We start from the raw sequence: 16,647 nt of genomic DNA, 5'->3' as shown, positions 1-16,647 counted from the left end.
ATCAGGACAGCGGCCCCCGGGCCGCTGTTTTCATTGGTGCCGCAGGCTCGGAATCAGGCCCGGCGAAACACCTGCAGGTCGTCGTAGTACGCAGGATCTTCGTTTGCCGGCCACCAGGTCGGCACGCCCAGCACCGGCAAAGGCAGGAACGGCTTGTCGGCCAGCCGCTCGGCGCTGAGCTGCCGCAGGGCCTGCGCTGAGGCCAGGTCAGCGCCCTCGGGCAGCAGCCACACATGGGCCGTGATCGCCTTGCGCGGCTGCGTCAGCTTTTCCAGCAGCGCGTGGCCGAACAGCGTGATGCGGGCCTGCGCCCACAACGCACGCCGGCTCACGAACAAGGCCGGCCAGTCGCGGGCGCGCAAGGCATCGACCAGGTCTTGCGGCGCCTGCAGCAGTGCGGCGTTTTCGTCGAACAGCGTGAGGGCATCACGGACCGCACCACGGCTGCCACCCACGCCCGCAGAAGCGATCTGCCCGGCCTGCAGTTCGTTGAGCCGGCGCTTCCAGGCCGGCAGGCACAGCCACACCAGGGCGTTGAAGAAGTCGTGCAGGTTGTTGCGCGTCGGCACGCAGGCGGTGCGGGCAACGAAGGTTTCGTAAGCCTCGCCGGCGGGCTGGCAGGCCGGATCGACAAAACGCACGCGGCCGGCTGCCACGCACACGCTGGCGTCGCTCGCGGCATTCAGCGCCTCCAACAAGCCGCCTCGCGCAGCCTGCGCCGCGATCGGTTCGCCACGTTCGCGCCAAGGCTCGAGCCAGGGCTGCGACCAGTCGATCTCGAAGCGCTCGGTGGCGCCACGGCCGGTCACGGGCGGCTCGGGCCCAGGTAACGCACCGTGCGCGGCTTGTCGGCCGGCACCAGTTCGAAGTGCTCGGCATGGCGCTTGAGAAAGCGGCTGGGTGACGCGCTCTTGCTCTTCAGCAGCCCATGCCGGCGCAGGCCTTCGCCGGCCTCGTTCAGCTGCATCGGCGCGCCGCCCTGCAGCGCGGGAACAGCCTGCAGGATGCTCAGCACCTCGGCCGGCACCACGACCCGGGGTACCGCCGGCGGCTCGGCCACGGGCGCCGGAGCGCGGGTGCGCGCCGGCTGGGCGCGTGCCCGCGGTGCAGCCACCTTGGCCGCAGCGCCACGCGCCGGCGGCCGGGCCTTCACGTGCTCGATGTCGACAAAGCCGTCGTACACGCCGCGCGACTCGTCGCCGGTCTTGCCCATCTGGCCGATACCGAACACACGGCAGCCTTTTTCACGCAGCCGGATCACGAGCGGCGCGAAATCGGAGTCCGACGACACGATCACGACGACCTGCGGGCGCTCGGCCGCGACCAGGTCGATCGCGTCGACGGCCAGGGCGATGTCGGTCGAGTTCTTGCCGGTCGACAGGTTGACGATCGGGCGGATCGACAAGCGCTTGAAGAGCTGCTGGTGGTTCACGGCGGCTTCGGCGGTGCAGTGCGCGCGCCGCACATGAATGGCACCGTGGTCGGCCAGCACCCGCGCGATGGCCTGCTCGATCACGCTGGCCGAGACGTTGTCGGCGTCGATGAAGAGCATCACGGTCGGTGCGTTGTTCATGCCAGCCTCCAGGTCATCGTTTCACCACCGCGCAGCGGCTTGAGTTGGGCGTCGCCGAAAGGCAGCGTCTCGGGCACGAGCCAGGGCTCGCGCCGCAGCGTGACTTGGCCGGTGTTGCGCGGCAGGCCGTAGAAGTCGGGGCCGTGGAAGCTGGCGAAGGCCTCCAGCCGGTCGAGCGCGCCGGCGGCTTCGAATGCCTCGGCATACAGCTCGATCGCATTCAGTGCCGTGTAGCAGCCGGCGCAGCCGCTCGCGTGTTCCTTCAGCTGAGCCGGGTGCGGTGCGCTGTCGGTGCCGAGAAAGAACTTGGGGCTGCCCGAGGTGGCGGCCTCGACCAGCGCGCGGCGGTGTTCTTCGCGCTTGAGCACCGGCAGGCAGTAGAGGTGCGGCCTCAGCGCCGCACCGCCGCCCGGGCCGAGGAAGATCGCGTTGCGGTTGTAGAGCAAGTGGTGCGCGGTGATGGTGGCGCCGGTGAAACCGCTCGCCTCGCTCACGTAGTGCGCCGCCTCGCGCGTGGTGATGTGTTCGAACACGATCTTCAGTTCCGGGAAGTCGCGGCGCAGCGGGATCAGCTGGGTGTCGATGAAGGCCTTTTCGCGGTCGAACAGGTCGATCGCGGGGTCGGTGACCTCGCCGTGCACCAGCAGCGGCAGGCCGGCGCGCTGCATCGCCTCGAGCGTGGGGTAGGTCTTGCGCAGGTCGGTCACGCCGGCGTCGCTGTTGGTCGTGGCGCCCGCCGGGTAGAGCTTGAGTGCGACCACGCCGGCCGCCTTGGCTCGGGCGATCTCTTCGGGTGCGAGCACGTCGGTGAGATACAGCGTCATCAGTGGCTCGAAGCTCATGCCCGCGGGCAGCGCCGCGACGATGCGCTCGCGGTAGGCCACAGCCTGCGCGGCCGTCGTGACCGGCGGCTTCAGGTTCGGCATGACGATGGCGCGCGCGAACTGGCGCGCCGTGTGCGGCACGACCGCAGCGAGCGCCGCGCCGTCGCGCAGGTGAAGGTGCCAGTCGTCGGGGCGTGTGAAAGTGAGGGTTTCGATCGGGTTCATGGGCCGCATTGTCGCGCGCCAAACGGCCGGCCGGCACCGCCGTTAACAGCATCACGCTGGCCTCGCACCTCGCGCGGCACAGTCGGTCTAGACTCGCGCCTTCCCTTCGTCGGCCCCTGCCGGCGGGTCGCCGCGACATGCACCCCAGTGCCGCGTGCGGCCACACGGGCCCTGGCAGTCGCGGAGCGAAACATGCTTCCTGTTTTTCGTTGGTGTCTATGCGGTCTTGGCGCGCTGTGGAGTTGCGCCGCCCTCGCGCAAGCCGCGCCCGCACAGCCCGAAGTCGACGAAAGCAAGATCCCGGAATGGGTCAAGCGCCAGGCGCGCTCGCCGTACAAGGTCATCATCGAGAGCAACACGGTGAAGACCAAACCGGCGCCGCCGAAGGAAGAGCCCGCGGCCAAGACGGCGGTGAAGAAGCCGTTGCTTCTCAGGGCCTCCCCTGCCGACACAGACAAGCCGCCCGCGGCGCTTGCCAACAACAGCGCCAGCCCGGCGCCGATCGTCGCTCAGCCGCTCGCGGCGCCTTCGGCCCCGGTGGAGACCGCTGCGGCGTCTGCAGCACCCGCACCAGCACCTGCGCCGCAGCCTGCCGCCACGATCGCCGCAGCGCCGGAAGCGGCGCTGGCCGCCGTCGCCGTGCCAGCGGCCGTTGCCGCGGAGCCTGCGCCGCTGACGCTGCTCAAGCGCATCGAGCCAGTGCTTTCGCCAGACCTTCTCGACAGCCGGCTCAACACCGCCAAGGTGGTGGTGGCCTTCACGGTGATGGCCAGCGGCGAGGTGTCGAACCTGTCGATCGCCTCGACCACCGATTCGCGCCTGAACCGCGCCGTGCTGCGGGCGCTGCAGGCGTGGCGCTACGCGCCGATCCCGGAGCCGCGCGAACACATGGTCAGCTTCGCGTTCGCGACCGAGTAAACAACGCGCCGGCTCCCGCCGGCACGCGCGGTCAGTGCGCCAGGATCTTCGAGAGGAATTCTTTCGCCCGTGGCGAACGCGCGTCGGGGTTGCCGAAGAATTCCTTGCTGGTGCAGTCTTCGACGATCTTGCCGGCGTCCATGAAGATCACGCGGTGGCTCACCTTCTTCGCGAAGCCCATTTCGTGCGTCACGCACATCATGGTCATGCCTTCGTTGGCGAGCTGAATCATCACGTCGAGCACCTCGCCGACCATCTCGGGGTCGAGCGCCGAGGTGGGTTCATCGAACAGCATGACGATCGGGTCCATGCTGAGCGCGCGCGCGATCGCCACCCGCTGCTGCTGGCCGCCCGAGAGCTGGCCGGGGAACTTGTCCTTGTGCGCCATCAGGCCCACGCGGTCGAGCATCTTCAGGCCGCGCGTCTTCGCGTCGGCGTCGTTGCGGCCGAGCACCTTGATCTGCGCCAGCGTGAGGTTCTCGGTCACCGTGAGGTGCGGGAACAGCTCGAAATGCTGGAACACCATGCCCACGCGCGCGCGCAGCTTCGGCAGGTTGGTCTTGGGGTCGGCGATCGAGATGCCGTCGACCACGATGTCGCCCTTCTGGAAGGGCTCGAGCGCGTTGACGGTCTTGATGAGCGTGGACTTGCCCGAGCCCGACGGGCCGCACACCACGACCACTTCACCCTTCTTGATGGTGGTGGTGTTGTCGGTCAGCACCTGGAAGCTGCCGTACCACTTGGAAACGTTCTTGATGTCGATCACAGCGTGTTCCCCTGATCAGCGAATGATGGCGATCTTCTTCTGCAGGCGACGCACGAGCATCGACAGGCTGAAGCAGATGATGAAGTAGACGACGGCGGCCGTGAGGTAGGTTTCGACCGGGCGGTTGAAGTTCTTGCCCGCCACCTCGAAGCCCTTGAGCAGGTCGTAGGCACCGATCGCGTAGACCAGCGACGTGTCCTGGAACAGGATGATCGTCTGCGTGAGCAGCACCGGCAGCATGTTGCGGAAGGCCTGCGGCAGCACGATCAGCTTCATGCACTGCGCGTAGGTCATGCCGACCGCGTAGCCGGCATTGACCTGGCCCTTCGACACGCTCTGGATGCCAGCCCGCATGATCTCGGAGTAGTAAGCCGCCTCGAACACGGTGAAGGTGATGATCGCCGACACCTCGGCCCCCATCGGCCGGCCGATCAGCAGCGGGATCAGCAGGAAGAACCACAGGATCACCATCACCAGCGGGATCGAGCGCAGCGTGTTCACGTAGAACGCCGCCACGGCCACCAGCCACTTCTTGCCCGACAAGCGCATCAGCGCCAGGACCGTGCCGAGCGCGATGCCGCCGATCATCGCGATGAGCGTGAGCTGCACCGAGAAGATCAGGCCCTTGAGGATGAAGTTGGAGACGACGTTCCAGTTCAGGAACGTGAAGTCGAGTGCGGCGATCATTTGCCACCCCCGATCATGCCGGGCACCTGGACCCGCTGTTCGATGAACAGCGCGATCCGGTTGATGGCGAAGGCCGAAATGAAATACAGGGCCGTCACCGCGAGGTAGACCTCGATGCCGCGCGAGGTTTCTTCCTGGGCCTGCATCGCGAACATCGTGAGCTCGGCGATGCTGACCGCGAACGCCACCGACGAGTTCTTGACGATGTTCATCGATTCGCTGGTGAGCGGCGGGATGACGATGCGAAACGCCATCGGCAGCAACACGTAGCGGTAGGTCTGCGGCAGCGTGAGGCCCATCGCCAGGCCAGCGTAACGCTGGCCCTTGGGCAAGGCCTGAATGCCTGCCTTGACCTGCTCGGCCACGCGAGCCGAAGTGAAGAAGCCGAGCGCGAAGACCACGAGCACGATGCTCGGTACAGAGCGCAGGCTCAGGAAGATCGACGGGATCACGTGGTACCAGAGGAAGATCTGGACCAGCAGCGGCACGTTGCGGAAGAGTTCCGTCCAGATTTCACCGATGGCCACGAGCCACTTGTTCGGTGTGGTGCGCAGAATGCCCATCAGCGAACCGACCGCGAGTGCGACGACCAGCGACATCACTGCGACAGAAAGCGTCCAGCCCCAGGCCGACATCAGCCACTCGAGGTAAGTGCGGCCTCCGCCGGTGTCTTGCAGGAATACCTGCCAGTCCCATTTGCTTCCCACAGCTCCCCCTCGTCGAGTTGTTCTTGCTGCCGCCCAGCAGCGTCAGGTGATGGTCAGTGCGAACCCGGGTGCCAAAGGCACCCGGGTTCTCCTGCCATTCTTACTTCTTGGCGTAGTCTTCGAGCGGCTTGTCGCTCGGGTTGGCCCAGGCTGCCTTGGTCAGCTCCGAAGCCGGCAGGCCGACCTTGGTGTTGGTCGGCGGGATCGGCTGCATGAACCACTTGTCGTACAGCTTGGCGACATCACCGCTCTTGGCCATGGCCTTGATGCTGTCGTCGACGGCCTTCTTGAAGGCCGGGTCGTCCTTGCGGTACATGATGCCGATCGGCTCGACGCTGATCACCTCGCCGACGATCTTGTAGTCGGCCGGGTTCTTCGCCTTGGAGATGAGGCCGGCCAGGATCTGGCCGTCCATCACGAAGGCGTCGGCACGGCCCGATTCGAGCAGCAGGAAGCTGTCGGAGTGGTCCTTGCCCATCAGTTCCTTGATGTCGACGTTGTTGGCACGCTCGTGCTTGCGCAGCAACTGCACAGACGTGGTGCCGGTGGTGGTGGCCACGGTCTTGCCGGTGAGGTTGGCGATGCTCGTGATGCCCGAGTTGGCTTTCACGGCGATGCGCACTTCTTCGACGTAGAGCGTGGGGGCGAAGGCCACGTCTTTCTGGCGGGTGGCGTTGTTGGTGGTCGAGCCGCACTCGATGTCGACGGTGCCGTTCTGCACCAGCGGAATGCGGTTCTGCGAAGTCACGGGCTGGTACTTGATGTCGAGCTTGGCCAGGCCGAGCTGCTTCTGCACGTCGGCCAGCACCTTCTGGCAAACCTCGTAGTGAAAGCCCGTGTACTTGCCGTCGCCGAGCGTGTACGACAGGGCACCCGACGATTCACGCACGCCCATCGTGGCGGCGCCGGTGTCCTTGATCTTCTTCAGGGTGTCGGTAGCCTGCGCCTGCACGGCACCCACGGCGACCATCGCGGAGGCCACAGCCACGGCGCGGACGAACATCGACTTCTTCATACGAGCTCCTACGGGGTTAAAAACGAAACAACGGATTCTTCGGTATGCGGGCCGACGTGAAAACGCGTATTTGCCCGCGACACTAGGGTTTGCCGCAGTCCCAATCAGAAGGCTTCGCAACCTTCATGCCACCAGCCTAACCGGCTGGGTCAACTTCTCGGGCACGAGCAGCGCGTTCATCTCGGCGCGGCTCATGATGCCCAAAGCTTCGGCCACTTCGGCAATGGTGCCACCGGTGGCCAGCGCCGTCTTGGCGATCAGTGCGGCCTTTTCGTAGCCGATGATCGGGTTCAGCGCCGTCACCAGCGTCACCGACTCGGCCACACGCCTGGCCAGCAGGCCATGGTTGGCTTCGATGCCTTCGACGCAGTTCACCTGCAGCGTCTTGCAGGCGTTGGTGAGGTGGCGCAGGCTCTTGTGCAGCGCATAACCCATGATGGGCTCGAAGGCATTGAGCTGCAGCTGGCCGGCTTCCGAGGCCATCGTGATCGTCACGTCGTTGCCGATCACCTCGAAGGCCACCTGGTTCATCACTTCGGGGATCACCGGGTTCACCTTGCCCGGCATGATCGACGAACCGGCCTGGCGCGCCGGCAGCTTGATGTCGCCGAAGCCGGCCTGCGGGCCGCTCGAGAGCAGGCGCAGGTCGTTGCAGACCTTGCTGAGCTTGCAGGCCACACGCTTGAGCACGCCCGACAGTTGCACGAAGGAGCCGGTGTCCTGCGTGGCTTCCACAAGGTTGGCCGCCCGCACCACCGGCACACCGCTCACTTCGGCCAGCATCGGCACGACCATCTCGGCGTAACCGGCCGGCGCGTTGATGCCGGTGCCGATCGCGGTGGCACCGAGGTTCACTTCGGTGATCAGCGCGCGCGCTTCGCGCAGGCGCAACTCGTCCTCGCCGATCATGATCGCGAAGGCGAGGAACTCCTGGCCGAGTGTCATCGGCACCGCGTCCTGCAACTGGGTGCGGCCGATCTTCAGCACGTTCTTGAACTCGAGCGCCTTGGCCTCGAACGCGCCCCGAAGTTCTGCCATCGCCACCAGCAGCGCCTCGATGCCGAACCACGCGGCCACGCGCAGCGCGGTGGGGTACACGTCGTTCGTGCTCTGCGACGCGTTCACGTGGTCGTTCGGGTGCAGTGCGGCGTAGTGGCCCCTGGGGTGGCCCAGGTGTTCGAGCGCGCGGTTGGCGATCACCTCGTTGGCATTCATGTTGGTCGAGGTGCCAGCCCCGCCCTGGATCACGTCGACCACGAACTGCTCGTGCAGGGCCCCGGCGATCACGTCGTCACAGGCGCGCACGATGGCCTCGGCCCGCGCGGCGTCGAGTGCACCGAGTTGCACGTTGGCCCGGGCGGCCGCCTTTTTCACGAAGGCCAGAGCCCGCACCAGCTCGGGCATCTGCGCGACGGTCTGGCCCGAGATCGGGAAGTTGGCGACAGCACGCGCGCTGTGCACGCCCCAATAGGCGGCGGCGGGGATGTCCATGTCACCGAGGAAGTCGTGTTCCCGGCGGGTTTCGAAGGCGGTCATCAAGGGGTCTCGCGGGTTGAATGAGCCGGGGTGTCCGGCCGCGCCGCGAACTGTAGGGGCGGCCCCGGATCGGCGCCAATGCTGAATCTCCGGGCACCTATGCATTCGGCGCATAGCGCCTCAGGGTTCACCCGAGGTTCAGGCCGAGTCCAGCAGAAAGTCCCACAGCGCCTGCGCGCCGGGCTTGCTGTGGCGCGCCATCTCGGGCCTTTCGCGGTACAGGCGGATGTCCATCGTCAGCTCGTGCGCCCCGGCCGGGCCGGCCCGCACCAGGCGCCTGCTCTTGAGCTCCTTCTTCACCGAACTGGCCGGCAGGAAGGCCAGGCCATGGCCTTCGATCGCCATCGCCTTCAGGCCTTCGGCCATGTCGGTCTCGTAGATCGGCTCGAGGTTGAGCGGCTCGCTCGACAGCCGGGTGATCTGCTCGACCAGCCGGCCCAGGTACGCCCCTTCGGCATAGCTCAGGAAGGGCACGCCGCGGCCGGCCGGGCCGGGCAGGCGAAACAGCGGCTGACCGTCGGCGTCGGCCTTGGCGAACGCGATCAGCGTCTCGTGGCCGAGGCTCAGCATCTCGTAGCGGTCGGGGTTGAGCTGCAACGGCTGCGATGGGTGGTGGTAGGCCATCAGCAGGTCGCAGCTGCCTTCGGTCAGGTGCATCACGGCGTCGTGCACGTTGAGCGCGATCAGGCGGCTCTTCATCGCGCCGAAACGCTTGCGCAGGTCCATCACCCAGTGCGGGAAGAACGTGAACGCGAGCGAGTGCGGCACGGCGAACTCGATCATGTCGTGCCCGGCCGCCTTGTGACCGCGCATCATGTTGCGCGTGGTCTGCAGCGAGCCGAGGATCTCGAGCGCCTGCGAGTGCAGGGTTTCGCCGGCGGGCGTGAGGCGGGTCGGGTACGACGAGCGGTCGACGAGGTCGATGCCGGCCCAGGCTTCGAGCGACTGGATGCGGCGCGAGAACGCCGGCTGCGTCACGTGCCGCAATTGGGCCGAGCGCGAGAAGCTGCGCGTCTCGGCCAGGCTCACGAAGTCTTCAAGCCATTTGGTTTCCACGCGGGGCAGTGTAGCGACCCGCGGGCGGGCGCTTACAGCCTGGCCGAGCGGATCGGCGTGCTGCCGAAGTGGCGTGCGAGCTCGTTGGCAGTGCGCACGCGCACCGTGCGATCGGCCGCGTCGGCTTCGGTGCGCACCGCCATGTCGATCGTGAGGGCGCTGCGCGCGCGGCGGTCGACGGCCGACACGCGGAACGTGACCTGGCCTTCGACGCCACGGCAGGCAAGCGCGCCGTTGACCGGCGTGAGCAGCATGAAACGGTCGGCGTCCAGCTCGACACCGCGGGCTCGCAACGCGCTCTCGATGTCGGTCGCCGCGCGGGCGCGAAGCGTCGCGAGCGTGGCCGCGGCAGCCTCGGCCGAAGGGTGCACGCCGGCACAGGCATCGAAGCCGAAACTCTGGTTCTCGACCCACACCAGGATTGCCGCGTCGGGCATGGCGTGGGCGCCGAGGCTGGCGGCGGCCAGCGAAGCCAGCGCGGCCCAGCGGCCGAGTCTTGCAGTGACTTTCATGGGGTTCGCCTTGCTGAGTCCATCGATGACGAGACTCTAGGCAAGGGGCGCCGGCAAGAGTGCCGCCGCCCTCGGCCGATGTTGTCGAGTTCACGGCCGCAATTCACGCGCCGTGTCACATCGGGCGGTTCAGGCTTCTGCCAGCGCTTCGCTGTCGTCGGCCGAGCTCTGCTGCAGACGCCACATGTCGGCGTAGCGCCCGCCCTGCTCCAGCAATTCCGCATGCGAGCCGCGCTCGAGGATGCGGCCCTGCTCCATCACCAGGATCTGGTGCGCGTCGACGACCGTGGACAAGCGGTGTGCGATCACCAGCGCCGTCTTGTTGCGCGCTGCGCTGCGCAGCTCTTCCTGGATCGCACGCTCGTTGGCCGAGTCGAGCGCCGAGGTGGCTTCGTCGAAGATCAATACCGGCGGGTTCTTCAGCAAGGTGCGGGCGATCGCGACACGCTGCTTTTCACCGCCCGAGAGCTTGAGCCCACGCTCGCCCACCATCGTGTCGTAGCCTTTCGGCGTGGACGTGATGAAGCCGTGGATGTGCGCGGCCTTCGCCGCCCCTTCGACCGCGGCCCGCCCCGCCCCCGGCCGGCCGTAGCCGATGTTGTATTCGACCGTGTCGTTGAACAGCACCGTGTCTTGCGGCACGATGCCGATGGCCTGACGCAGGCTCTGCTGCGTGACCTCGCGGATGTCCTGCCCGTCGATGCTGATGCGCCCGGCGTTCACGTCGTAGAAGCGGAACATCAGCCGCGCCAGCGTGCTCTTGCCCGAACCCGACGGGCCGACCACCGCCACCGTCTTGCCGGCCGGGATCTCGAAGCTGATGTCGTGCAGGATCGTGCGGTCGGCGTCGTAGCCGAAGCGCACGTGCTCGAAGCGCACCACACCACCGGCGTGGGCCAGCGGCTTCGCACCCGGTGCGTCGGCGATCTCGCGGTTCTGGCCGAGCAGCGCGAACATCTTTTCCATGTCGATCATCGACTGCTTGATCTCGCGGTAGATCACGCCGAGAAAATTGAGCGGCACGTAGAGCTGGATCATCAGCGCGTTGACGAGCACCAGGTCACCGAGCGTCATCGTGCCGGCCACCACACCCACGGTGGCGCGCCACACCAGCAGCGTGACGGCGGTGGCGATGATCAGGCTCTGGCCGAGGTTGAGCGCCGAGAGCGAGGTCTGCGACTTGATCGACACCTTTTCCAGCCGCTGCAGGTTCTCGTCGTAGCGGCCCTGTTCGAACTTCTCGTTCGAGAAGTACTTGACCGTCTCGTAGTTGATCAGCGCGTCGACTGCGCGTGTGTTGGCCTTCGAGTCCTGCTCGTTCATGGCGCGCCGGAAGTGCGTGCGCCACTCGGTCACGGTGACGGTGAACACGATGTAGAGCACCAGCGTGCCGAAGGTGATGGCGGCGAACCAGCCGTCGAACTTGGCCGACAAGAGGCTGATGACGAGCGTGATCTCGACCAGCGTGGGCAGGATGTTGTAGATCGTGTAGTTCAAGAGCGACTGGATCGAGCGCGAGCCGCGTTCCAGGTCGCGCGACACGCCGCCGGTCTGGCGCTCGAGGTGAAAGCGCAGGCTCAAGGCGAGCAGGTGCTCGAAGGCTTCGAGCGACACCCGCCGCGCGATGCGTGCGGCCACCGGGTAGAACAGGTACTCGCGCAGTTCGGTGAAGAGCGTGATCGACAGCCGCAGCGCGCCGTAGCCGAAGAGCAGCGCCACCGGCACCACCAGCGCGGTGCGCGGGTCACCGGGTTTCAGGTCGAGCGCATCGACGAGCTGCTTGAGCACCAGCGGCACGCCCACGTTGGCGAGCTTGGCCGCGACCAGGAACGACAAGGCCACCAGCACGCGCCAGCGCCACTGCCACACATAGGGCAGGAGCTTCTTGAGCGTCGACCAGTCGGAACGGGGGGCGCTTGCCGGGGCATCGGGCGAAGGCGGGGCGGCAAGGGTGGCTGGGCGCATCGGGAAAGAGTGAAAGAATCGGGCGGTCGACAAAAGCAGGTGAAGCATATGCCCGAAGTTTCAAGTGCGCCCGGCACCGACAGCGACACGCTCTCGCCGCTTCAGCTGCCGGGCGACCGCCAGCTCGTGATGCGCGTGATGCCGATGCCGGCCGACACCAATGGCAACGGCGACATCTTCGGTGGCTGGATCATGGCGCAGGTCGACATCGCCGGCGGCGTCTTGCCTTCGCGCATCGCCAAGGGCCGCATCGTCACCGTGGCGGTGAACCAGTTCATCTTCAAACAACCGGTCTCGATCGGCGACCTGCTGAGTTTCTACGCCAAGGTCGAGCGCATCGGCAAGACCTCGGTCACCGTCAACGTCGAGGTCTACGCCGAGCGTGACCCGGCGAATCTGCACGTGGTGAAAGTGACCGAAGCGAACCTGACCTACGTGGCGATCGACCGCGAAGGCAAGCCGCGGCTGATTCCGAAAGGCTGAGAAAGGCTGACTCAGGCGCGCTGGCGCCGCGTCGGTTCGGTGGCGGGCAGCATCGGCACGATCTCGGTCGCGATCATCGCGGCCAGTTGTTCGGCCCACAGCGCGTAGACCGCGGGCCCGGGGTGAAAGCCGTCTTCGGCCATCAAGACGCTGCTGTCGGAGGCTTGCGAATTCTCGAACGGCAGCGGCAGCCACCAGCGGTTCGGCCAGCGCTGCACCCAGTCGCTGAGCCCGCGGTTGTAGCGCTGGGCGTCGGCGCCCAGCACCCAGCGCAGCGGGTTGGGCAAGAGCGGAAAGGAATGGATCGGCGCGATGCCGCTGTGCACCACGTGCTTCACGCCGGCGCGCTTTTCGGCCGCGCGGTCGAGTTTGTCGAGCCGGGTCAGCCAGAGCTTGAGCGGCACCTGGGCCACCACGTCGTTCAGCCCGAGCGCCGTGACCATCACGTCGGCCGGGTGCAGCGACAGCTTGCGCACCGCCGTGAGCGTGACCTGCGTGGCGTCGCCCGTGCGCGCGATGAGTTGCCAGGCCACCGAGCCGCCGAGGCGCTGCGACAGCGCTTCGCTCAGCCGCCCGGCCAATGCCTGGGTCTGGTTGCGGGCGCCGACGCCAGCGGCCGAAGAGTCACCGACGATCAAGACCCGCAGACAGACCTTGCCGGTACCGGCGACGCCTTCGCGCGGGCCTTCGGCCTCGGGCAGGCGCAGCGCGGTGCGCCGCACTTGCCGGCCCTGCCAGACCAGCAACGGCGCGAGTGCGATCTTGGCGGCAGCGAGAAGCCAGGAGTTCAAGGCAGGGCGTGTTGAGTCGGCGAAGCATTGCCGGCCGTGATCTTCGCATCGCCGGCGGGGATCGGGCAGCCCGCGCCGCAAAGAATCTCGGGATTGCGAGATCGGTCGCGATCTATTCCCGGATTGTTCGGCGCGACCGGGCGGCGAACCGCCCGGTCACGTTCAGAACTTCGAGAAATCGGGCTTGCGCTTCTGAAAAAACGCGCTGAAGGCTTCCTGCGCTTCAGGGCTGCGCAAGCGCTTGCCGAACAGTTCGCCTTCGACCGCGATCGTTTCGAGCGCAGCCTGCGACCGTGCACGGCGCATCAGCGTCTTGCTGTCACGCACGGCGCCCGGCGGCAGCGCGTTGAAACGTTCGGCAATGCGGCGCGCGTGGTTCACCACTTCGCCCGCCGGCAGCACCGCGTTGGCGATGCCGCACTCGACCGCGTCGGCGCCGCTGAACGGGTCGCCGAGCAACAGCTTCTCGGCCGCGCGCACGTTGCCCATCAGTTGCGGCACGATCAGGCTCGAGGCGAACTCAGGCACCAGGCCCAGGCTCACGAAAGGCATCGCCAGCCGCGCTTCGTCAGAGACGTAGACGAAGTCGCAGTGCAGCAGCAAGGTGGTGCCGATGCCGATGGCAGCGCCGGTCACGGCCGCGATCACGGGCTTGTCGCAGCCCATCAGCGCGCGCATGAACACGAAGGCCGGCGACTCGGTGTTGCCGGGCGGGCGCTGCATGAAGTCTTCGATGTCGTTGCCCGAGGTGAAGATGCCGGGCTGGCCGGTGATCAACACGGCGCGCACGGCACCGTCGGCCTTCGCGGCATTCAGCGCGTCGGCCATCTGCTGGTACATGGCGCCGGTGATCGCGTTCTTCTTCTCGGGCCGCGCGATCTCGATCGTGGCCACGCCGTTCAGGGTGGCGGTCTTGATGCTCATGCTGTGGTCTCCTGCTTGAAATGAAAGTGATCTGGTCAAGCCACTTCGGCCCAATGGTTCGCCAGGTGCATCAGGTGCGCCCGGGTGTAGTCGGCCTTGCCGAGCGAACCGTAGGCGAAGTGCGGCATCAGCGCGCCGGTGTGGCGCTCGAAGGCTTGCAAGGCACCGACAAGGTGGTCGATGGCCGGTGCCAGCGGCTGGCCCTGCGCAATGTCGGGCGCACCCGGGATCGGCTCGGCCAGGTTGTGCGTCATTTGGCCGCGCGCGTTGAAGAGCGAGAAGGCATACGACCCGAGCGTGGCTCGAAACCAGGCCGGCTTCGGCTCGGGGAAGCCGCTGATCGAATACTCGACGCTCTGCGCTGCATGGTGCAGCACGTGCGCCATGTCCCATGCACCGCTCATGCGCAGCGCCTGGTTCTTCAACTGCTCCAGCGTCTTCAGCGCCACGTCGATCGAAGCGAAACGTTCCGAGTTCAGCGGTGCCGGTTTCACCGCGCTCACGAGCACCGGTGCCGCCAGCGCGCCCACGCCCACGACCAGGCCGATGCGCCGCAGCATGCTGCGGCGCTCGGCGCTCATCGCGGAAGACGACGAATCAGACACGCTCGAAGATGCCGGCCGCGCCCTGGCCCGTGCCCACGCACATCGTCACCATGCCGTACTTCAGGTTGTGGCGGCGCAGCGCGTGCACCACCGTCGCGGCGCGGATCGCGCCGGTCGCGCCCAGCGGGTGGCCGAGCGCGATCGCACCACCCATCGGGTTGACCTTGGCCGGGTCGAGGCCGACGCTGTTGATGACGGCGAGCGACTGCGCCGCGAAAGCTTCGTTGAGCTCGATCCAGCCGATGTCGTCGAGCTTCAGGTTCGCGTAGCGCAGTGCCGCCGGGATCGCCTCGATCGGGCCGATGCCCATGATCTCGGGCGGCACGCCGCGCGCGGCAAAGCTGGTGAACTTGGCCAGCGGCGTCAGGCCGAACTGCTTCACGGCCTTCTCGCTGGCGAGGATCAATGCGCCTGCGCCGTCGCTGGTCTGCGAGCTGTTGCCGGCGGTCACCGAGCCCTTGGCGGCGAACACCGGCTTCAGCTTGGCCAGGCCCTCGAGCGAGGTGTCGGGCCGCGGGCCTTCGTCGAGGGTCACGGTGCGGGTCTTCACGCCCTGGTCGCCCGATTCGAGGTTCGGGAAGCGCGACACGACCTCGATCGGCGTCATCTCGTCGGTGAACTCGCCGGCGGCCTGCGCCTTCATGGCGCGCAGGTGCGATTCGAGCGCGAACGCGTCTTGCGCTTCGCGGCTGACCTTCCACTGCGCCGCGACCTTCTCGGCGGTGATGCCCATGCCGTAGGCGATGCCGATGTTCTCGTTCTTCTCGAAGATGGCGGGGTTGAACGACGGCTTGTTGCCACCCATCGGCACCAGGCTCATCGACTCGGCGCCGCCGGCGATCAGCACGTCGGCCTCGCCCACGCGGATGCGGTCGGCCGCCATCTGGATCGCGGTGATGCCCGACGCGCAGAACCGGTTCACGGTCACGCCACCGATCGGGTTACTGAACGCCAGCGCCACTGCCACACGCGCCATGTTCATGCCTTGCTCGCCCTCGGGGAAAGAGCAGCCGACGATGGCGTCTTCGATCGCCTTCGGGTCGAGCGTCGGCACCTGCAGCATCGCGCTCTTGATCGCAGCGACGAGCAGGTCGTCGGGCCGGGTGTTGCGGAAGTAGCCGCGGCCCGAGCGGCCGATCGGGGTGCGGGTGGCGGCAACGATGTACGCCTCTTGTACTTGCTTGCTCATGCTCGTGACTCCAATCAGTTCCGCACCGGCTTGCCGGTTTGCAGCATGCCCATGATCCGTTCCTGCGTCTTCTCGTGGTCGAGCAGGCCGCAGAAGTGTTTGCGCTCCAGCGCCATCAGGTATTCCTCGCTGACCAGCGAGCCGGCGTCGACATCGCCGCCGCACACCACGTCGGCGATCAGCGCCGAGATGTGGAAGTCGTGCGCGCTGATGAAGCCGCCGTCGCGCATGTTGGCGAGTTGCGCCTTGATGGTGGCGATGGCGTTGCGGCCCGCCACCGGGAACAGCGTGCGCGCCGGGGCGCGGTAGCCGCTCTCGAACATGGCTTTCGCCTGCTGCGTGGCGACAAACAGGAGCTCGTCCTTGTTCGGCACGATCACGTCGCTCCAGAGCAGGTAGCCGAGCTTGCGCGATTCGATCGCGCTGGTGCCCACCTTGGCCATCGCGGCGTTGGTGAAACCGTCGGACAGGAACTTGAAGATGTCGGCATTGGCGTTGCCGGCACTCGCCATCTCGGCCGCACGGCGCGCGATATACGTCAGGCCACCACCGCCCGGGATCAGGCCGACGCCCACTTCCACGAGGCCGATGTAGCTTTCCATCGCCGCCACACGCTTCGCGGTGTGCAACGCGATCTCGCAGCCGCCGCCGAGCGCGATGCCGCGGATCGCCGAGACCACCGGCACCGTGGCGTAACGAAGGCGCAGCATCGTATCCTGCAGCTTCTTCACTTCGGGCACGATGCCCTTGCCGCCGGCCTTCATGAAGACCGGCATCATCTGCTCGAGGTTGGCACCGGCCGAGAACACGTCGTCTGGCGACCAGATCACGAGGCCCTTGTACTCGCGCTCGGCGAGTTCGACGGCTTTCG

General features: G+C 66.9%; 18 protein-coding genes. 2 read left to right on the top strand and 16 right to left on the bottom strand.

The window, feature by feature from the left end; all coding sequences use genetic code 11:
- Positions 1 to 53: 53 nt before the first annotated feature.
- The 3 genes from AC30PD_RS14515 to pyrC are packed head-to-tail and all read right to left on the bottom strand — an operon-like array spanning position 54 to position 2,622.
- Positions 54 to 809: a DUF3025 domain-containing protein gene (locus tag AC30PD_RS14515; protein WP_489536364.1), complete on the bottom strand. Its 756-nt coding sequence runs from the start codon at positions 807 to 809 to the stop codon at positions 54 to 56.
- Positions 806 to 1,573, bottom strand: coding sequence for an NYN domain-containing protein (locus AC30PD_RS14510; RefSeq protein WP_489536363.1), 768 nt, complete (start codon positions 1,571 to 1,573; stop codon positions 806 to 808). Before AC30PD_RS14510 ends, AC30PD_RS14515 begins: the two co-directional genes overlap by 4 nt.
- On the bottom strand, positions 1,570 to 2,622 hold the full coding sequence (gene pyrC, locus AC30PD_RS14505; RefSeq protein WP_489536362.1) for a dihydroorotase: 1,053 nt from the start codon (positions 2,620 to 2,622) through the stop codon (positions 1,570 to 1,572). Before pyrC ends, AC30PD_RS14510 begins: the two co-directional genes overlap by 4 nt.
- 192 nt (positions 2,623 to 2,814) lie before the next feature.
- Between pyrC and AC30PD_RS14500 the strand changes: the two genes are divergently transcribed.
- The gene (locus AC30PD_RS14500) at positions 2,815 to 3,540 is read left to right on the top strand and encodes a TonB family protein (RefSeq protein ID WP_489536361.1); all 726 of its coding nucleotides are present in this window, start codon (positions 2,815 to 2,817) and stop codon (positions 3,538 to 3,540) included.
- Positions 3,541 to 3,571: 31 nt separating this feature from the next.
- Here the strand turns inward: AC30PD_RS14500 and AC30PD_RS14495 are convergent, their stop codons facing one another.
- The 8 genes from AC30PD_RS14495 to AC30PD_RS14460 form a co-directional block, all read right to left on the bottom strand.
- The gene (locus AC30PD_RS14495) at positions 3,572 to 4,306 is read right to left on the bottom strand and encodes an amino acid ABC transporter ATP-binding protein (RefSeq protein WP_489536360.1); all 735 of its coding nucleotides are present in this window, start codon (positions 4,304 to 4,306) and stop codon (positions 3,572 to 3,574) included.
- A 15-nt stretch (positions 4,307 to 4,321) separates the two neighbouring features.
- Positions 4,322 to 4,993, bottom strand: a complete 672-nt coding sequence (locus AC30PD_RS14490; RefSeq protein ID WP_489536359.1) for an amino acid ABC transporter permease — start codon at positions 4,991 to 4,993, stop codon at positions 4,322 to 4,324.
- A complete protein-coding gene (locus tag AC30PD_RS14485) occupies positions 4,990 to 5,700 on the bottom strand; it encodes an amino acid ABC transporter permease (protein ID WP_489536358.1) in 711 nt (236 codons plus the stop codon). The genes AC30PD_RS14490 and AC30PD_RS14485 overlap by 4 nt, the downstream gene beginning before the upstream one ends.
- A 100-nt stretch (positions 5,701 to 5,800) precedes the next feature.
- Positions 5,801 to 6,703, bottom strand: a complete 903-nt coding sequence (locus tag AC30PD_RS14480; RefSeq protein ID WP_489536541.1) for a transporter substrate-binding domain-containing protein — start codon at positions 6,701 to 6,703, stop codon at positions 5,801 to 5,803.
- Positions 6,704 to 6,838: 135 nt separating this feature from the next.
- Positions 6,839 to 8,251 (bottom strand): aspartate ammonia-lyase, encoded by a 1,413-nt coding sequence (locus tag AC30PD_RS14475; protein ID WP_489536357.1) that lies wholly within the window; start codon positions 8,249 to 8,251, stop codon positions 6,839 to 6,841.
- 138 nt (positions 8,252 to 8,389) lie between these two features.
- A complete protein-coding gene (locus tag AC30PD_RS14470; RefSeq protein WP_489536356.1) occupies positions 8,390 to 9,307 on the bottom strand; it encodes a LysR substrate-binding domain-containing protein in 918 nt (305 codons plus the stop codon).
- A 32-nt stretch (positions 9,308 to 9,339) separates the two neighbouring features.
- A complete protein-coding gene (locus AC30PD_RS14465; RefSeq protein WP_489536355.1) occupies positions 9,340 to 9,819 on the bottom strand; it encodes a hypothetical protein in 480 nt (159 codons plus the stop codon).
- A gap of 129 nt (positions 9,820 to 9,948) precedes the next feature.
- Positions 9,949 to 11,784, bottom strand: coding sequence for an ABCB family ABC transporter ATP-binding protein/permease (locus tag AC30PD_RS14460; protein WP_489536354.1), 1,836 nt, complete (start codon positions 11,782 to 11,784; stop codon positions 9,949 to 9,951).
- Positions 11,785 to 11,913: 129 nt separating this feature from the next.
- Here AC30PD_RS14460 and AC30PD_RS14455 point away from each other — a divergent pair, with 129 nt between their 5' ends.
- Positions 11,914 to 12,267, top strand: a complete 354-nt coding sequence (locus AC30PD_RS14455; protein ID WP_489536540.1) for an acyl-CoA thioesterase — start codon at positions 11,914 to 11,916, stop codon at positions 12,265 to 12,267.
- Between the two features lie 11 nt (positions 12,268 to 12,278).
- Here the strand turns inward: AC30PD_RS14455 and AC30PD_RS14450 are convergent, their stop codons facing one another.
- From AC30PD_RS14450 to AC30PD_RS14430, 5 genes are all read right to left on the bottom strand, one after another.
- Positions 12,279 to 13,058, bottom strand: a complete 780-nt coding sequence (locus AC30PD_RS14450) for an SGNH/GDSL hydrolase family protein (protein WP_489536353.1) — start codon at positions 13,056 to 13,058, stop codon at positions 12,279 to 12,281.
- Between the two features lie 162 nt (positions 13,059 to 13,220).
- Complete coding sequence (locus AC30PD_RS14445) at positions 13,221 to 13,982, bottom strand: enoyl-CoA hydratase (protein WP_489536352.1); 762 nt, start codon at positions 13,980 to 13,982, stop codon at positions 13,221 to 13,223.
- A gap of 35 nt (positions 13,983 to 14,017) precedes the next feature.
- Entirely contained in the window at positions 14,018 to 14,587 is a 570-nt protein-coding gene (locus AC30PD_RS14440) for a DUF1569 domain-containing protein (RefSeq protein ID WP_489536351.1), read from the bottom strand.
- Positions 14,580 to 15,776: an acetyl-CoA C-acyltransferase gene (locus AC30PD_RS14435; protein ID WP_489536350.1), complete on the bottom strand. Its 1,197-nt coding sequence runs from the start codon at positions 15,774 to 15,776 to the stop codon at positions 14,580 to 14,582. Before AC30PD_RS14435 ends, AC30PD_RS14440 begins: the two co-directional genes overlap by 8 nt.
- A 14-nt stretch (positions 15,777 to 15,790) precedes the next feature.
- Positions 15,791 to 16,647: enoyl-CoA hydratase/isomerase family protein (locus tag AC30PD_RS14430; protein WP_489536349.1), on the bottom strand; the 857-nt coding region annotated here is incomplete at its 5' end.

Origin of the sequence: Rhizobacter sp. (assembly GCF_032229685.1) — a bacterium.
In the GTDB taxonomy this organism is placed as follows: Bacteria; Pseudomonadota; Gammaproteobacteria; order Burkholderiales; family Burkholderiaceae_C; genus LMDS01.
Note: the sequence above shows the minus strand (reverse complement) of the source record. Positions and strands in the feature narration are given on the sequence as shown.

Excerpts from the sequence above, each read along its gene's own strand:
- AC30PD_RS14510 (WP_489536363.1), bottom strand. The coding sequence starts at position 1,573 with ATGAACAACGCACCGACCGTGATGCTCTTCATCGACGCCGACAACGTC.
- pyrC (WP_489536362.1), bottom strand. The coding sequence starts at position 2,622 with ATGAACCCGATCGAAACCCTCACTTTCACACGCCCCGACGACTGGCAC.
- AC30PD_RS14500 (WP_489536361.1), top strand. The coding sequence starts at position 2,815 with ATGCTTCCTGTTTTTCGTTGGTGTCTATGCGGTCTTGGCGCGCTGTGG.
- AC30PD_RS14490 (WP_489536359.1), bottom strand. The coding sequence starts at position 4,993 with ATGATCGCCGCACTCGACTTCACGTTCCTGAACTGGAACGTCGTCTCC.
- AC30PD_RS14480 (WP_489536541.1), bottom strand. The coding sequence starts at position 6,703 with ATGTTCGTCCGCGCCGTGGCTGTGGCCTCCGCGATGGTCGCCGTGGGT.
- AC30PD_RS14475 (WP_489536357.1), bottom strand. The coding sequence starts at position 8,251 with ATGACCGCCTTCGAAACCCGCCGGGAACACGACTTCCTCGGTGACATG.
- AC30PD_RS14465 (WP_489536355.1), bottom strand. The coding sequence starts at position 9,819 with ATGAAAGTCACTGCAAGACTCGGCCGCTGGGCCGCGCTGGCTTCGCTG.
- AC30PD_RS14460 (WP_489536354.1), bottom strand. The coding sequence starts at position 11,784 with ATGCGCCCAGCCACCCTTGCCGCCCCGCCTTCGCCCGATGCCCCGGCA.
- AC30PD_RS14455 (WP_489536540.1), top strand. The coding sequence starts at position 11,914 with ATGCGCGTGATGCCGATGCCGGCCGACACCAATGGCAACGGCGACATC.
- AC30PD_RS14445 (WP_489536352.1), bottom strand. The coding sequence starts at position 13,982 with ATGAGCATCAAGACCGCCACCCTGAACGGCGTGGCCACGATCGAGATC.
- AC30PD_RS14435 (WP_489536350.1), bottom strand. The coding sequence starts at position 15,776 with ATGAGCAAGCAAGTACAAGAGGCGTACATCGTTGCCGCCACCCGCACC.